The following is a 16,781-nucleotide window of genomic DNA, read 5'->3' on the forward strand; positions in this document are numbered from 1 at the left end:
AACCATTCCAAATTGAATAAAAAAATGTTAAAAGACCTTGCCGATGGGTTGCAAGGTGACCTCTTGACCGATGATTTAAGCAGGGCCCTATATGCGACCGACGCCTCTGTTTATCGCAAATTGCCGATTGCGGTGGCCTATCCTAAAAATGTAGCGGATATCAAACTGCTGATCACTTTTGCCAATAAAAATAAGTTGGGGCTTATTCCAAGAACGGCCGGTACATCCTTGGCGGGCCAATGCGTTGGAGAAGGCATTGTTGTCGATGTCAGCCGTGAGTTCACCAAGATCATCGCATTTGATAAAGAAAAGAAACAAGTGACCGTGCAGCCTGGTGTGGTACGGGATGAACTGAACCAATACCTTAAGCCCTTCGGTCTGTTTTTTGGGCCCAATACCTCAACGTCCAACCGATGTATGATCGGGGGCATGGTGGGCAACAACTCTTCGGGCACCACATCCATACAATATGGGGTCACAAGGGACAAAGTGGTATCCATGCACTGTGTCTTGTCGGATGGCAGCGAAGCTTTCTTTGGGGCTGTTTCAAGGACTGAATTTGAAAAGAAGAAATCGGAACGCACCTTGGAAGGAAAGATCTACGCAACCTTGTTTGAGGAGCTTTCCAATGAGGCGACCCAAAAGAACATAGAAACGGAGTTTCCCAAACCCAGCATACACCGAAGGAACACAGGATATGCCGTAGATGAACTCCTTAAGAACGATATATTCGGAAATGGCCAGGAAAACTTCAACCTGTGCAAACTATTGTCCGGGAGTGAGGGGACTTTGGCCTTTACCACGGAGGTGACCCTGCAACTGGATGACTTACCTCCTTCCTTTTCGGCCATGGTTGCCACACATTACAGAACGTTGGAAGAGTGTCTAATGGATGTTGCGCCAGTGATGCAGCACAATCTCCATACCTGTGAAATGATGGACAAGGTGATCCTGGACTGTACCAAGAACAACAGGGCACAGTTGGTCAACCGTTTTTTTGTGGACGGAGATCCTGCTGCGATTTTGATGTTGGAAGTACGGTCCCATTCCGAAGAAGACCTTCAGCAACAATTGGAAGGACTGTTGGGCACCATAGAAAAATCGGGGCAGAGCTACGCCAACCCCGTGCTTTATGGAGATGACATCAACAAGGCCATAGAACTACGCAAAGCAGGACTTGGATTGTTGGGCAACATGGTCGGGGACCGAAAGGCCGTGGCCTGTATTGAGGATACAGCGGTAGCCTTGGAAGACCTGAAGGATTTTATTGGGGAGTTTTCCCAGATCATGAAGGGATACCACCAAGATGCGGTGTACTATGCCCATGCCGGGGCAGGGGAGTTGCATTTGCGTCCCATCCTCAACCTCAAAAAGTCGGAAGATGTGGTCCTGTTCCGTTCCATCACTACCGATGTGGCCAAACTCACCAAAAAATACAACGGCAGTTTCAGCGGTGAACATGGTGACGGTATTGTCCGGGCCGAGTTTATCCCGTTGATGATCGGAGAGGAGAATTATGCCTTGTTGAAAAGGGTGAAAGCCCTTTTTGACCCCAATTACATCTTCAATCCCGGAAAAATAGTGAATGCCTTCCCCATGGACGAATCCTTGCGTTACGTCGTGGACCGAAAAGAACCCGAGATCAAGACCTTGATGGATTTTTCGGATAGCGAGGGAATCCTAAAAGCGGCCGAGAAATGCAACGGAAGTGGGGACTGTAGAAAGAGCCACCACATGAACGGGGCGATGTGCCCCAGCTATCAGGCCACCAAAAATGAAAAGGACACCACAAGGGGGCGGGCCAATGCGCTCCGTGAGTTTTTGACCCATTCCGAAAAAGCCAATCAGTTTGACCATCAGGAACTCAAGCAGGTTTTTGACCTCTGCCTCAGCTGTAAGGCCTGTGCCAGTGAATGCCCCAGCAATGTGGACATAGCGGCACTGAAAGCGGAATTCCTCTACCAATACCAAGAGACGAACGGATACCCGCTTCGGAGCAAGTTGTTTGCCCATAATACACGTTTGAATGCCTTGGGGAGCAAAGTTCCGTGGTTGACCAATGCTATATATGATTCAAGCTTTTTGGGTGGATTGGCGAAAAAAATGTCGGGCGTGGCTCCGGAAAGAAACCTCCCCAAAGTGTACCGTTTCAATTTTGAAAACCATCTGAACAAGTTCAAGGGACGACCAACCAAAAAGAAAGTGGTGCTCTATGTGGACGAGTTTGTAAAATATTTGGATGTGGAAGTGGGCAGGGATGCCATAGAACTGCTCTGTAAATTGGGCTATGATGTGGAATTGTTCCATGCCGAAAGTGGTAGGACCTATCTCTCCAAAGGATTTTTGAAAGAGGCGAAAAGATTGGTGGACAAGAACATGGAAAAGCTAAAGCCATATTTGGATGATGGTGTTGTCCTAGTGGGACTCGAACCTTCCGCTATCCTTTCTTTTAGGGACGAATACCAGCGTTTGCACGACGATAAGGAACTGTTGAAAAAATTGGCCGTCAATTCACTATTGATTGAAGAGTTTCTGGCCTTGGAGATTGCTGCCGGGCGCATTACATCGGAAAGTTTCACAACCGAAGAGCGCACGGTCAAGATCCATAACCATTGCCACCAAAAAGCATTGAGCAACCAAAAAGTGACTTTTGACGTCTTGAACTTGCCCAAAAACTACAAGGTTTCCATTATTGCATCAGGTTGTTGCGGTATGGCCGGGTCGTTCGGGTATGAAAAGGAGCATTATGGGACCAGTATGCAAGTGGGGAACCTGAAATTGTTCCCAGCGGTCGCCAAAAGCGCCGAGGATACCATTATTGCGGCCAACGGCACCAGTTGTAGGCATCAGATTAAGGATGGCACCAAACGGGAGGCGCAGCACCCAGTCTCAATCCTGAGAGAGGCCTTGGTTGTCTAAGGTCTTTGTGTTTGGGGTTTCCTCTGCATCGTCGAGGTATTCTTCGGTCACGTCTTCCACATCCACTTCCTTGTCGGTTATGGAAGCGATGAGTTCGTTCATGTCCATTTCCTTGAGGTCTTCGTCCACAAAGAAAGGGGAGAGCCTATCATGGTTATAGTGGTAAATTTTCCAACGCTTGAACGAATACTCCAGTGCGGTCAGGTTTTCCACCCAATCCCCAGAGTTCAGGTAGGTGCAGCTCCCGTTCTTGTTCTCGTAGATTTCTTTTTTGGGTTGATGGATATGGCCGCAAATGACATAGTCATATCCATTTTCGATGGCAAGATCCGCAGCGGTCTTCTCAAAATTGTTAATGTATTTCACGGCACTTTTCACGCTGTTCTTGATGCGTTTGGACAAGGAATATTTTTCCCTTCCCATTTTCACCAACCACCAGTTCACGAAGCTGTTGATCACAATGAGCAGGTCATATCCATATCCGCCCAGCTTGGCGAGCCACTTGGCATTTTGGATGGACACGTCGAACACGTCCCCGTGGAATATCCATGCTTTTTTTCCATCCAGGTTGAGGACCAACTTGTTGGAAATCTTAAAATTGCCCATTGAAGTATCACTGAACTTACGGAGCATTTCATCATGATTTCCAGTGATATAGTACACTTCCGTACCCCTTGAGGCCATACCGATGATCTTTCGCAGCACTTTGAGGTGGGAGGGAGGGAAATACCGTTTGCTGAACTGCCAAATATCAATAATGTCCCCGTTTAAAATGAGTTTTTTTGGCTGTATACTGTTCAGGTAAGCAATGAGTTCGTCGGCGTGACAACCGTAGGTCCCAAGGTGGACATCGGAAATCACGGCCAATTCTATCTTCCTTTTTTTCAATCGTATAGGGTTTGACTGCAAATTAAAACAGTAGGTATAAACTTAAAATCAAATCCAAATCATCAATACATAACATTATTGTTAAAAAATCATCAATCACCATTGGAAAATGTTACAATAACATTAAGTGCATTGGGGGTTTTTGAATTAGGCTTACAACATCTACCTTTGTACTTCATACAACTTTGGTATAAATGGCGGGAAATTCTTTTGGACAACTCTTTAGGCTCACCACCTTTGGTGAATCGCACGGAAAGGCACTTGGGGGCGTAATCGATGGTTGTCCTGCCGGAATAGCATTGGACCTGGAACAGATCCAAGCAGAACTGGATAGAAGAAAGCCCGGACAATCTGCCATTGTGACCCAACGGAAGGAGCCCGATACCGTGGAGATCTACTCCGGTATCTTTGAAGGAAAGACGACGGGAACCCCCATCGGTTTTGCCATCCACAACACCAACCAAAAATCTCAGGATTATTCGCATATCAAGGACTCTTACCGACCTTCACATGCCGATTATGTGTACGACCAAAAATACGGCTTCCGTGATTACCGTGGAGGGGGCAGGAGCTCGGCCAGGGAAACGGCAAGCAGGGTCGTGGCGGGGGCCATTGCAAAGCAATTCTTGGGCAATATCCAAATTAATGCCTTTGTGTCCCAAGTGGGTGAAATGAAATTGAACAAACCCTACCAAGAACTTGATTTTTCCAAGATCGAGTCCAATCCTGTCCGCTGCCCAGATCCGGAAATGGCCCAGCAGATGGAAGCTTACATCAAGGCCATAAAAAAAGAAGGGGATACCATTGGCGGGGTAATCACCTGTGTGGTGCAAAATGTACCGGTCGGTCTTGGGGAACCGGTTTTTGACAAGCTCCATGCCCGTTTGGGAGAAGCCATGCTGTCCATCAATGCCGTGAAAGGGTTTGAGTATGGCAGTGGTTTTGAAGGAGTGAAAATGAAGGGAAGTCAGCATAACGATGCCTACAACATGGACGGGACCACCCAGACCAATCGGAGTGGGGGAATCCAAGGGGGCATCAGCAATGGAATGGACATCTATTTCAACGTGGCCTTCAAGCCGGTAGCGACCGTGCTCCAATCCTATGAGACCATCAACAAGGAAGGGGAGAAGGTAACGGCGCAGGGCAAGGGAAGACACGATCCCTGTGTGGTGCCAAGGGCTGTCCCTATTGTGGAGGCCATGGCCGCTTTGGTCCTTGCCGATTACGCCCTTTTGGCGCGTACCAACAAAATCTGAGGGCATTTTAGGGAGTTTCCGATCAAAATAGTATCTTCCTCTCCTAAAAATCACTTATGCGTAAATTAGAATTGCACTGGCAAATCCTTATTGGGATGCTTTTGGGTATTCTTTTCGGGTTTGCAATGACCTATGTGGATTGGGGCAAGGATTTTGTTTCCGATTGGATCCAACCACTGGGTACCATCTTCGTAAAATTGCTCAAACTCATTGCCATTCCCCTTATCGTGGCATCCCTCGTAAAAGGCATCTCCGATCTCAAGGACATTTCAAAATTCAGGAATATAGGGCTGCGTACCATCGGCATCTATATCATTACCACTGTTTTCGCCATCACCATTGGGCTGGTACTGGTCAATTTGATGCAACCCGGTAATGGGATTTCACAAGAGACCGTGGAAAAACTTACCGATACCTATGCTGGCGATGCCGGTGTGACTTCAAAAATTGAAGAAGCATCACGGCAGAAGGGCAGTGGCCCCCTACAATTTATAGAGGACATGGTGCCCGATAATGCCTTTGCGGCCATGAGCGACAACGGTTTGATGCTCCAGGTCATCTTTTTTACCATCTTTTTGGGCATTTCCATGTTGCTGATAGGAGAGGAAAAATCAAAACCGCTAAAGGACTTTTTTGATTCTATGAACGAAGTGGTGCTCAAAATGGTAGATCTCATCATGCTCACTGCCCCGTATGCTGTTTTTGCCCTCTTGGCAGGTGTTGTGGTCTCTTCCAGCGACCCCGATCTCTTGTTGGCCTTGTTGAAGTATGCCTTGGTGGTGGTACTTGGCTTGGCATTGATGATCATTTTTTATGGCATTCTGGTATCCGTCTTCACCAAGAAAAACCCATTTTGGTTCTTGAAAGAGATGAGTCCGGCCCAATTATTGGCCTTTTCTACCAGTTCCAGTGCGGCGACATTGCCCGTGACCATGGAGAGGGTGGAAGAGCACATTGGTGTTGACAAGGAAGTGTCCAGTTTTGTATTGCCCGTCGGGGCGACCATCAACATGGACGGTACCAGTCTTTACCAAGGTGTGGCAGCGGTCTTCATTTCTCAGGCTTTGGGCTTTGATCTTACCTTTGCTGACCAATTGACCATAGTACTTACCGCGCTATTGGCCTCTATTGGATCGGCAGCGGTGCCCGGCGCGGGCATGGTGATGTTGGTCATCGTGCTGGAATCCATCGGTTTTCCTTCGGACAAACTGGCCATTGGTCTGGCGCTGATCTTTGCGGTGGACCGACCTTTGGACATGTGCCGGACCATCGTGAACGTTACGGGTGATGCCACGGTTTCCATGCTGGTGGCCAAATCTGTAGGCAAGCTAGGAGAACCTAAGGTAAAGAACTGGGACGATAACCTAAAAAAGTAGCCAACCCTTAGTGCACATGATCGGTGAAGGAACAGTCAAAGGGGTGTTCCCGAAAAAGTACATGCATTTGAAAAAGATAAGGTATGATCGGTGAAAAACAACCGGAACAACTGGTGCAACAATATCCTTATGTGTTCGAAATAGACGCCAACCTGGACCGGTTGGTGCGGAAGATAGAGTTGCTGAGTTACATCAATCCGCAGAACATTGAAAAGGAAAAGCAGCGTTTTTTTGCTTCAAAATATACCGTGGAGCCAGAGTTCAAGTATCCCAAGCTCAAGTTCGACCCCTATAAGTTGCACCGCCTGTTCTTTTCCCAACGCCTGGAACGAATAGGGGACGACCGCCTCCGCAAACTCTACCAAGATATCATCTACTACTACGCCAACATGGTGCAGTGTATCGAGACCATAGGAAAGGGCAAGAATTTCTATTACAATTCGCTTCGGGTCTATGGGACCCCTACCGAAAAAGACGTACAAAATGCCCGATTCATCCTTCATTTTGCCGATGAACCAGTGGTTTCCGACATGGAAAAGGTATTCTCGGCCGAAGAGGCCCGCAGGTATTTTGAGGGTTTTGTGCAGCAGTATAATTTTCCGCTGAACATCAGGTATTCTACCAATATTGCGGCAGAGGCCATGGTGAGCAACAGTACCCAATCACTGTTGATCAAAAAGAACACCAAGTTCAGTAAGAACCAACTGCTCACCCTTGCCAACCACGAAATCGGCGTGCATTTGGTGACCACCTACAATGGCCTGCAACAGCCCCTGAAGATTTTTTCCAACGGCTTGCCCAAAAATGTGGAAACCCAGGAAGGATTGGCAGTTTTCAGTGAGTACATGGGCGGGGCGCTGACCCTGAAACGCCTCAAGGAGATAGCTTACCGGGTGCTTGCAGCCGATAGTTTGATCAAAGGCTACTCCTTTGCCGATACGTTCGACCTGATCCACGGGCAGTACAAACTGAACCGGGACGATGCCTTTACCATCACGCTTCGCGTGCACCGGGGCGGGGGCTTTACCAAGGATCGCTTATACCTCAGCGGACTTCGAAAGATATACAAGCGCTACCAAAGGGAGGAATCCATGGATACCTTACTAACGGGCAAGGTGGCCTTGGAGTATGAGGAGACCATCAACTACCTGAAAGAGCTGGGATTGGCGCACCCCTTGACGCATAAAAGTTATTCGTTCGACCAGAAATTGAACACAAACAAGACCTTGGATTTTATCTTGAACAATTTGAAATAACAGGGTTTTCGATACATTTTCCATCCACCTTGTTTCGGGAAAACACTCGAACTGACAAACGATGCTATTATGTTGTCACTTTGAGTGATTTTCGAAGAAAATCGTACCGAGAAGTAGTTGAAGCATTACCCCAAAAACTTGGCCCTCAATTCAGGGGTGGGGACCATGCAGGCCTCTTTTTTTCCAAACCATTTGTAACGATTACGCGCCACAAAGTCATACACCACATCCCGGATGGATTTCGGTATCCAACTGAAGACGGAGGATAGTTTCCAGAGGCCACCTAGGTCTTGTGCGATTTCCAGGGCAGCGTCGGATTTGGTAAAATAGGCCACACCGGGCTCAATCAGGATGATGGAATCCACTTGGCTGGTGTCGATGCCCCGTTCGCGGACGAGTTGTTGCCCAATCTCACTTTGTAACGAGGCATAGCGGAACAGGTCCTTTTTGTCCCGTTTGATCACAAACAGCACACTATTGTTGCAGAGGTTGCAGACCCCATCGAACAAAATGATTTTGTTGTTTTCTTTCATACCGTTATTCCTGCAAAAGTGGGAATCTTTTTTATCATTGGTGTGTCTGTCATTTTGTGCAAACAATGCCACAAGAAATCCAAATGGGATTTCTCAATTGTCGTTGCCCTCCTCATTTCGAAATGACATTTGGTTTACAAAGATAAACCAGATTGGGATGAAAGCCTAGTATTGGATTTATAGGGTTTTTGCTAAAAGCCGGCCATTTTCCATATTTCATCAGGAGTATCATTGCTTAACTCAATAATACTTTTGCCTGAATTGGACATGGCCTTTCGGATGATATAATTTCCGGTTCGGTATCCTACGGATTGCCTTCCGTCAGGGTGCTCGAACATCCAATGCTGGTAGTTGGCATCTTCCGGAAGCGCCAGGATTTCCTTTGTCCATTGCTCTGCAACCGTGGCTTCTGGAGGGCTATCCGCTTCCATGGACTGATGGGTATATTCTTCGGAAAACACCACGGCCAAGCCTTCGTTCACCGCGGCAATGGGTATTCCTGGACCAAAAACGTTGTCCTGAATGGCCCAACCTCGGGATAAATGGTGAAATTCGTGAAAAATAGTATGCTTCAATGCGGTTTGGGATGCTACGGTCACACCTCCTGGGAATTTCTCCGAGATTTGTATGGCAACTAAGGGTGGGGAATTGGTATCTGTACGTCCGGTGACCCCGCCGACCACATCAAGGTCCCAATCCACAATTTCGACGGTCACTGTAATGCTATCAGTTAGTTGGGGTAAAAGTGTACGCACTTCATTTTCGGAATTTGAGATGATATTTTGTATCAACTCCTTTTGTTCATTTGAAAATGTTTTTTCTTCCTCCATAAAAGTAATGGTGGCACCTTTTGGCTGCAATGGACTAGTACAACTATTGATAAATAGAAGCCCAAGACAAAGAATAACGATTTTGATTGATTTCATTTTATGATATGCTTTCTTTGGAGACTTCCCAAGATTGAAAATGTTACAATAGGGTTCAAAAACCGCCCAGGTTCGTATCCTTGTCCAGTCGAAATTTCTTTTTCAATCGGAACTTCAGATTTCTCAATCTTCACTTCGTTTTTCATTTCGAAATGACCCTTTATAAAATAAAAAAGGGTCGCTTTGGCGACCCTTCAAATTCAGTTGGTTCGTTACAAGTACATTATACTTCCCATCCTTCACGATAGGTTCGGGTAACAAATTGGTTGGCGTCTTCAAAATTGGTGATCTTCATGTTCTCTCCGTCCCACAACAGTTTTTTACGGCCATAGAATTCAAAGTTGCCCTCAGCATTCGGTCTGCGCAACATATAACTGCGGATGGCCAAGTTGCCCATCAAAACGGTCTCCGTCATAGGCCCGGCATAGTCAAAGGAGGAGGTGAGATCCAAATGTTCCTGACTGCCAAAACCAGCTTTACAGGCATCCACCCATTTACGTTGGTGGCCATATTCGGGCTCTGGCATGTCCTCCACCTCGGGGCCGAACTCTGTAGTACCGTTGTTCAGATAGAGTTTGGGTGTCAATGGTGAACTGTCATTGATATTGGTGGAGATCACACCGTTTTCCCCATGGATCAGCACACCATTGTAGCTGCCTGGTCCACCAATATCACTGTCTGCTGGAATGATTTCTGGGTGGGAGGGACGTATGCCCCCATCGCTCCAAGTCATGATCAAAGGTGCTCCTGTTTTTTCGGTCGCTTCGTAGTTCAAGGTAATGAACGATGTGGCCGGACAGCCTTCTGGATGGTAATCGGGGTTCCACATTTGGGAGAACACTGTTCCAACACTGCATTCTGCAGCTGTAGGATAGCCCAGTTTCAAGGTTCTGTAGGGAATGTCCACCAAATGGCACCCCACATCGCCCAAGGCCCCAGTTCCATAGTCCCACCAGCCACGCCAGTTGAACGGATGAAGGTTAGGGATATAGGGCTTTTCGGGGGCAGGGCCCAACCAAAGGTCCCAGAACAAATCTTCAGGCTTGCCTTCGGGATTGGGTTCGGGCATGGCGTAGCCTTGTGGCCACACAGGGCGGTTGGTCCAAATTTCCACTTTGGTGATCCGTCCCAATGCTCCGGAATCGACCCATTTTTGCACCAAGCCCAACAACGGGTTGGACCCTCCTTGGTTGCCCATTTGGGTCACTGCTTTTTTGTCCCTCGCCATCTGGGTCAAGATGCGCGCTTCGCGGATGTTGTGGGTGAGGGGTTTCTGGACATAGACGTGCTTGCCGCGCTGCATGGCATAGGCCGCTGCAGGTCCATGTACGTGGTCCGGGGTACTGATGGTCACCGCGTCGATATCTTTTTCCTTATCGAGCATTTCACGATAATCGTTGTACAATTTGGCCTTGGGGAAACGTTCCACAGATTGTTTGGCCGACCCGGAAAAATCCACATCGCAAAGGGCCACTACGCGTTCGCGCCCGTTCACGGACGCATTGGCGATATCGCTGGCACCTTTACCGCCCGCACCGATTGCAGCTAGGTTCAAACGATCACTGGGGGCCAAAAAGCCCGGCCCACCCAACACGTGGCGGGGTACGATAAAGATACTGGAAGCCATTGCAGTGTTCTTCACAAAGTTTCTTCTACTTGAGGATGATTTTTTTTTCATTTTTGTTTACGTTGTTTTGGTCGTGAATTGCCAAACAAGATAGGAAAAAAATGGAAGGAGTTGGTTTCGGGTTGGGATGGGATAACAAAATGATAAAGGAGATGCTATTTTTCAAACTTATTTTAGCATAGGTCACAAATCCAACCCTCCGTCTCACTTCTTCTGCAAATTGAACACTGTTCCCGCAGGGTCCTGTATCCAATGCATATCATCCGGGAGTTCCTCTAGCTCGTCACAGGTTTCCACGCCCTTGGATTCCAGATAGTTCGTTGCTTCTTGTACATCGGGAACCGTCAGTTGCAACCAAGTCTCCGAATGGGTATAGTTGTCCACGCAGTCCAGCCATATGACGTTGTTGCCGAACTTCACTTCGTGTGTCCTGGAAACTGTTGGGTTGGTTATTGGTTTTTCCGCCACCTCCAACTTCAGTATATCCTTGTAAAAGGCAACTGTTTTTTCGTATTTGCTTTTGGGTATTTTTATGGCAATGTTGATTCCTGCTTCAAATTTTGTGTTCATGTTGCTTTTATTTTTTTCGTTTGTAATGCAATTGGACCAGCCCCGTGTCGAATGTTCTTGTACCCACGAGTTCAAGTATTTGTTCGGGTCTTCCGTCCTTAAAAAGGCGTGTGCCTTGTCCCAATAATATAGGAATGATGGATATGGTGAACTCATCGACCAAGTCGTGTTTCAATAATTCCGTGATCACTTCCGCGCCACCATCACAATAGATGTTTTTTCCATTTTCAGATTGAAGCCTTTTGACCAATCTGGCCAAGTCGCCTGTGTAAAATGTGGTTCTGCCCACGCTCGGTCTTTCGGTCCTTGTGATGACATATACATCCCTTTCGCCATTGTCGTAATGGGAAGCGCCTATTTCGCTGACCACATAGTCATAGGTTTTCCTGCCGATGATCAAGGTGTCTATGGTATCCGTGAACTTGGTGTATCCATAATCCTCACCCTCTTTTTCCACAATTTTCAAAAAACTAAGGTCGTCATTGGGTTTTGCAATGTATCCGTCCAAACTTGTTGCAATGAAAAGTGATAATTTTCGCATGTTCATTTTTTTTGTTTTTGCAAAACTAGTTGTGGACGATGGTGGCCACTTTGTAAGAATGCGACATTTTTAAAGTTGTGACGGGATCCGTCCTGTTTTTTGTTTGATTTCATTGGTTAGGTGTGAATGGTCATAGTAACCACATTCAAATGCTATGTCCAACAAACTTCTGCCTTTCCTTGGAGATTTAATTAAGTTTAATGCCTTTTGAAATCGAACTATACTCGAATACTCTTTCGGGGTTAATCCAATTGAATCCTTAAATATTCTTTCCAATTGCCTTACTGAAATGTTGCTGCTCTTGGATAATTCTTCAATGGATAAACTTCCCATTGAGTTTTGTATATGTTTAAGCAAGGGGGCTATTCTGTGCTTTTTACTGTTCTTTCTTCCAATAAAAAATTGGTTCAGGTAATCTGTATGGTTTTCACCGTTAAATTTGTCCTTGTCAAAAGAAAGGTTTTGATCAAATAGAACAGTCTGATTTTTTAAATCATTTAATGAAACATAGGAGTAAAAGGATGAAAATGCGGAAGGTTTAAGGCAGACTCCGATAAGGTGCGTATGCTCATCCATAAAACTCTCTTTGAAAGTTGTCATTGCACCAACTAGGTATGTTTTCCCATGTTCCATCGTTACGGAACCATTGTCGGTAATGCAACTGTCCCCAAGATTCATCACTAGGCCTGGACAACCGTCGGGAAATATGCGTTCCCAAACACGGTCATTTTCTTCACCCTTCAGTTCCCAAAATGAATGAATATGGCTTCTTAGCTGATTACACGGGTTTGTTTCTTTGTATTTCATTTGTTTGAATGACTACCAGTGTTAAAGATAGGACTCGTTACACAAATGATGATAATCAGTAACGAGGGACGTTGGAAAAAATAGAAAACCATTGATTTCCAATAAATTATAGATGTTAAAAAAACAAAAGAGATTCCACGTCAAGTGTGGAATAAAAGCATTTACCTCTTCGCCTCCACCAGTTCCAACTGCTCCACGCCCACATTGGTGGTAAACATTCCGTAGTTCACCACGGCCTTGCCCTTTTCCAGACTATCGATACTGCCCACGGCCTTGCCGTCCATCAAACGGACGCGGTCGCCCACCTTAAAGACAGGTCGGGGTTTGTTCTTTTCGGCTTGGACCTCTTTTTTCTTTTTCTCCTTTTTCTCCACCCGAACTTTTTGGATTTTCTGCTCCAGTTCTTGGGCCACCTGTTGCTGTTGTTCCTGCTTTTCCTTCGCTTTTTTGGCCGTGGTCTTTTTTCGCTTGCTGTTCTCGGTTTCCACGATCCGGAGCAGTTCCGAGATCAACGGTCGTTTTTTATTGTCGATGAAATAGCGTTCCGCAATGGTGTTCACCTTGTTGCCCAACTGGATCATCCGCTGGTTGTGGTCATATAGTTCCTGATAGCTCTCCAGCTTTGACTTGATCTTGGTGTTGAGTTGTTCCAGGCGTTCGGATTCTTCACGGGCCTTGGTTTCTTCTTCTTTAAGTTTGGAGCCGGTCTCCACCATTTTGCTACGCTCTTTTTGCAGTTTGGCTATGGTGGCATCAAACCGGACTTTCCCCCGCTCAATCTTCTTCTTTGCCTTGTTGATCAAGGAGTAGGGGATACCGTTCTTCTGCGCCACCTCAAACGTAAAGGAGCTTCCCGCTTCGCCCAGCACCAGTTGGAATGTGGGCTCCAGGGTCTTGGCATTGAAGAGCATGTTCGCATTGGTGGCATGGGGCAGCTCATTGGCCAGTGCCTTCAGGTTGGCATAGTGGGTGGTGATCACCCCATAGGCCCCACGCTCATAGAACACTTCCAAAAAGGCTTCCGCCAAGGCACCGCCCAGTTCGGGATCACTTCCGGTGCCAAATTCATCGATAAGGAACAGGGTCTCATCATTGCACTTTTTCAGGAACTGGTTCATGTTCTTTAACCGATAACTGTACGTACTCAGATGATTTTCAATGGATTGATTGTCCCCAATATCGGTCAAAATCTTTTCGAACAGACAGACCGAGCTACGTTCGTGCACGGGAATGAGCATACCGCTCTGCAACATCACCTGCAAGAGGCCAATGGTCTTCAGGGTGATGCTTTTTCCCCCGGCATTGGGACCAGAGATCACGATAATGCGGTTCTCCTTGTGCAGTTTGATGGTCTGCGGCCACGTTTTTTGCTGCTTTCTTTTATTGGAAAGGTAGAGCAAAGGGTGGTAGGCATCCCTTAGGAACAGTTCCCGCTCCCCGTTCATTTCTGGTAAAACGGCATTCATGTCCGAGGCGTATTTGGCCTTGGCCGCCGTGATGTCCGTGTCCACCAAATAGACCTGATAGGCTTTCAACAGATCCAAATAAGGCCTGATCTGGCCTGTCAACTGGTTCAATATTCGTTGGATTTCCTCTTTTTCCTCAAATTCCAGATTGTTCAGTTCACGGGCATAGGTCAGAGTCGCTTCGGGAACAATGTAAACGATACTGCCTGTTTTTGAGGCACCCATGACACTGCCTTTCACTTTTTTTCGGTGCATGGCCTTCACGGCCAAGACCCTTCGGTTTTCCATGACGGATTCCCGGATCTCGTCCAGATAATCCAGGGACTGACAACGGGCCAGTGCGGCACCGAAACTTTGGTTGATCTTCCCCCTGACCTCATTGATCTGGCTACGGATCTGCCTCAAATCCGTGGAGGCCGAATCTTTGATCTCGCCAAACTTGTCGATAACCGCATCAATGGCTTCTGAAATCTCCGAATTGGGTTCCAGTCCTTCCGATTTTTGAGAGAGCAATGGATAGTACTCCTTGAATTTTTTCAGAAATTTTTGATGGATGGTCACGGTTTTGCAAATGTTCCCGATTTTTCGGAAACCCATGATCTCCAGGGTGCTGTTGTCTATCTTCAACAGCCCAAGTTCCGGGTTGATCTGGTCAAAGCCGTGGTTAGGGATGCGATTGTCGTTGGTAAAAGAGGCAAGGTACTCAGAAGTTTGTCCCAAAACGTCCATCAACTCCTCCCTGTCATCGATAGGGACAATGTGCAGGGCATGTTCTTTGCCGAGTTCTGTGTTGCAGCGGGCCGATATTTGGTTCAAGACCGTTGGAAATTCGAGGTCTTGTAGTGTTTTGGGGTGAATGTTGCGCATCTTTTTCCGTTAGCAGGACAAATATAGGATTTTGCGGTTTTTGTTCTGCCCGTAAAAAGTAAAACCATGGCAATGCGTACATTTGACAATATGTACAATCCTTATTCAAAAAGATAGGCAATGAGAAACGACCATACCTTAATTTATGTGATTGCGGGGGTCATCCTGATTCATTTTATCGTTGGGATTGGCTATTTGATCTATAAATTGACCAAAAAGAAATAACATATGGATGTTGCCATTGAGCCCAGTTGGAAGGTTCATTTACATCAAGAGTTTGAAAAACCCTATTTTCAACAATTGACCCAATTTGTGAAGCAAGAATATCAGCAATACTCCTGTTACCCAAAGGGTAAGGATATTTTTGCCGCTTTTGACCATTGCCCGTTCAATGACACGAAAGTGGTCATCATCGGGCAAGATCCCTACCACGGTCCCGGCCAGGCAAACGGCCTCTGCTTTTCCGTAAAAGATGGTATTCCCCATCCACCTTCCTTGGTCAATATTTTCAAGGAAATCAAGACGGATGTGGAAAAGCCCTATCCGAAGAGCGGCAACTTGGAGCGCTGGGCCGACCAAGGGGTGCTCTTGCTGAACGCTACCTTGACCGTGAGGGCACATCAGGCCGGAAGCCACCAGAACAAGGGATGGGAAACGTTCACGGATGCAGTCATCCGAACGGTGTCTGAACACTTGGACGGGGTTGTTTTTCTGCTTTGGGGTGGTTTTGCCAAAAAGAAATCAGCCTTGGTCGATCAACGAAAACACCATATCCTGGCCTCCGGCCACCCCTCGCCCTTGAGCGCCAACCGTGGACTCTGGTTCGGGAACCGGCATTTTAGCAAAACGAACCAATTGTTGGCACAAATGGGGAAGACAGCCATTGAGTGGTAACCTTATTCCCAAAGAAACCGTGAGGGCTCTTTGATTTCTTCAACCAAATTGAGATGGAATAGGCGTGATTGGATCTCGTCCAAGGTCCTTGAAGTCATTTGTTGCTGCCCCCAGGTAGTTTTTCCGAGCCACTCCTGAATATCTTCCAATTGTTGTCCATATCGATTGGAAAGGGTCCTATCGATACTCGGGATTTCTTTGAATTCCAACGTATAGGTGTTGATGATTTCCAGAATGTGACCTAGAATCCCTCTGTTGTCTTTCAGAAACGAATCAGTGGCCGCAATCACAAAACAGGGCCAAGGGGTAGGGCAGTCGCCCAATCTTTTAAAGGTTCTATTGTCCACTAAGGGTTTTGTGGTGAAATGTTCCCACATGAAATAGGCATTGGAGCCTTCGGTCAGGTTTTTCACGGCACCGTCCAAGTTGTCCACGATTTCAAATTGGAGTTGTCCAGGGTCCCAACCTTGGTTTTGGGCATTGATGTAGGCCATCAAATGGCTTCCGCTCCCCATTCGGCTTATGGCCACCTTGTCATGCTGTACTGAAGCTATGGATGTCCTTTCACTGTCCGCCGCCACATGGATGCCCCAGAGCAGGGGAGACGAGACAAATTCTTGGACAATCTTGCTCGGGTTTCCTTGCGATATGCTCTTGATAATGCCCTCCGTTAGAATGATGGCCATATCGGTCTCGCCGGCATCCAATAGTTGGCACATTTTTCCGGTACCTTCGGGGACATCCGTCCAATTGAGCAAAATGCCCCTGTCCTCAAAAGCCCCATCTTCCATGGCCAAGTGCCAAGGCAGGTTAAAATGCTCTGGTACCCCAATGATGTTCACGTTCTTCATC

The 16,781-nt window shown here is 46.9% G+C and carries 14 protein-coding genes; 5 read left to right on the forward strand and 9 right to left on the reverse strand.

What is annotated here, in order from left to right:
* Positions 1 to 24 precede the first annotated feature (24 nt).
* Positions 25 to 2,919: an FAD-binding and (Fe-S)-binding domain-containing protein gene (locus D2V93_RS17695; protein WP_182850019.1), complete on the forward strand. Its 2,895-nt coding sequence runs from the start codon at positions 25 to 27 to the stop codon at positions 2,917 to 2,919.
* Here the strand turns inward: D2V93_RS17695 and D2V93_RS17700 are convergent.
* The gene (locus tag D2V93_RS17700; RefSeq protein WP_119620372.1) at positions 2,890 to 3,807 is read right to left on the reverse strand and encodes a UDP-2,3-diacylglucosamine diphosphatase; all 918 of its coding nucleotides are present in this window, start codon (positions 3,805 to 3,807) and stop codon (positions 2,890 to 2,892) included. The genes D2V93_RS17695 and D2V93_RS17700 overlap by 30 nt on opposite strands.
* Before the next feature lie 194 nt (positions 3,808 to 4,001).
* Here D2V93_RS17700 and aroC point away from each other — a divergent pair, with 194 nt between their 5' ends.
* From aroC to D2V93_RS17715, 3 genes are all read left to right on the forward strand, one after another.
* Positions 4,002 to 5,066, forward strand: coding sequence for a chorismate synthase (aroC, locus tag D2V93_RS17705; protein WP_119620373.1), 1,065 nt, complete (start codon positions 4,002 to 4,004; stop codon positions 5,064 to 5,066).
* A gap of 56 nt (positions 5,067 to 5,122) precedes the next feature.
* A complete protein-coding gene (locus D2V93_RS17710) occupies positions 5,123 to 6,442 on the forward strand; it encodes a dicarboxylate/amino acid:cation symporter (protein ID WP_119620374.1) in 1,320 nt (439 codons plus the stop codon).
* Between the two features lie 83 nt (positions 6,443 to 6,525).
* Positions 6,526 to 7,698: a flavohemoglobin expression-modulating QEGLA motif protein gene (locus D2V93_RS17715; protein WP_119620375.1), complete on the forward strand. Its 1,173-nt coding sequence runs from the start codon at positions 6,526 to 6,528 to the stop codon at positions 7,696 to 7,698.
* A 125-nt stretch (positions 7,699 to 7,823) separates the two neighbouring features.
* On the opposite strand, the gene D2V93_RS17720 is transcribed toward D2V93_RS17715, so the two are convergent.
* From D2V93_RS17720 to D2V93_RS17755, 7 genes are all read right to left on the reverse strand, one after another.
* A complete protein-coding gene (locus tag D2V93_RS17720; protein WP_072882066.1) occupies positions 7,824 to 8,231 on the reverse strand; it encodes a thiol-disulfide oxidoreductase DCC family protein in 408 nt (135 codons plus the stop codon).
* Between the two features lie 191 nt (positions 8,232 to 8,422).
* On the reverse strand, positions 8,423 to 9,157 hold the full coding sequence (locus D2V93_RS17725) for a DUF2268 domain-containing putative Zn-dependent protease (RefSeq protein ID WP_119620376.1): 735 nt from the start codon (positions 9,155 to 9,157) through the stop codon (positions 8,423 to 8,425).
* Between the two features lie 223 nt (positions 9,158 to 9,380).
* Positions 9,381 to 10,835, reverse strand: coding sequence for a Gfo/Idh/MocA family protein (locus tag D2V93_RS17730; RefSeq protein WP_119620377.1), 1,455 nt, complete (start codon positions 10,833 to 10,835; stop codon positions 9,381 to 9,383).
* A gap of 153 nt (positions 10,836 to 10,988) precedes the next feature.
* On the reverse strand, positions 10,989 to 11,354 hold the full coding sequence (locus D2V93_RS17740; RefSeq protein ID WP_119620379.1) for a VOC family protein: 366 nt from the start codon (positions 11,352 to 11,354) through the stop codon (positions 10,989 to 10,991).
* Between the two features lie 7 nt (positions 11,355 to 11,361).
* Complete coding sequence (locus D2V93_RS17745) at positions 11,362 to 11,895, reverse strand: dihydrofolate reductase family protein (RefSeq protein ID WP_119620521.1); 534 nt, start codon at positions 11,893 to 11,895, stop codon at positions 11,362 to 11,364.
* Positions 11,896 to 11,964: 69 nt separating this feature from the next.
* The gene (locus D2V93_RS17750) at positions 11,965 to 12,702 is read right to left on the reverse strand and encodes a helix-turn-helix domain-containing protein (protein ID WP_119620380.1); all 738 of its coding nucleotides are present in this window, start codon (positions 12,700 to 12,702) and stop codon (positions 11,965 to 11,967) included.
* A 161-nt stretch (positions 12,703 to 12,863) separates the two neighbouring features.
* Positions 12,864 to 15,035 carry an endonuclease MutS2 gene (locus tag D2V93_RS17755; protein WP_119620381.1) on the reverse strand — a complete coding sequence of 724 codons (2,172 nt, stop codon included), beginning with the start codon at positions 15,033 to 15,035 and terminating at the stop codon, positions 12,864 to 12,866.
* 228 nt (positions 15,036 to 15,263) lie between these two features.
* Between D2V93_RS17755 and D2V93_RS17760 the strand changes: the two genes are divergently transcribed.
* Positions 15,264 to 15,929: a uracil-DNA glycosylase gene (locus D2V93_RS17760; RefSeq protein ID WP_119620382.1), complete on the forward strand. Its 666-nt coding sequence runs from the start codon at positions 15,264 to 15,266 to the stop codon at positions 15,927 to 15,929.
* A 2-nt stretch (positions 15,930 to 15,931) separates the two neighbouring features.
* Here D2V93_RS17760 and D2V93_RS17765 read toward each other — a convergent pair whose 3' ends face one another.
* Positions 15,932 to 16,780 carry a substrate-binding domain-containing protein gene (locus D2V93_RS17765; protein ID WP_119620383.1) on the reverse strand — a complete coding sequence of 283 codons (849 nt, stop codon included), beginning with the start codon at positions 16,778 to 16,780 and terminating at the stop codon, positions 15,932 to 15,934.
* Position 16,781 lies beyond the last annotated feature (1 nt).

The sequence above is a fragment of the Flagellimonas taeanensis genome, assembly GCF_003584105.1.
In the GTDB taxonomy this organism is placed as follows: Bacteria; Bacteroidota; Bacteroidia; order Flavobacteriales; family Flavobacteriaceae; genus Flagellimonas; species Flagellimonas taeanensis.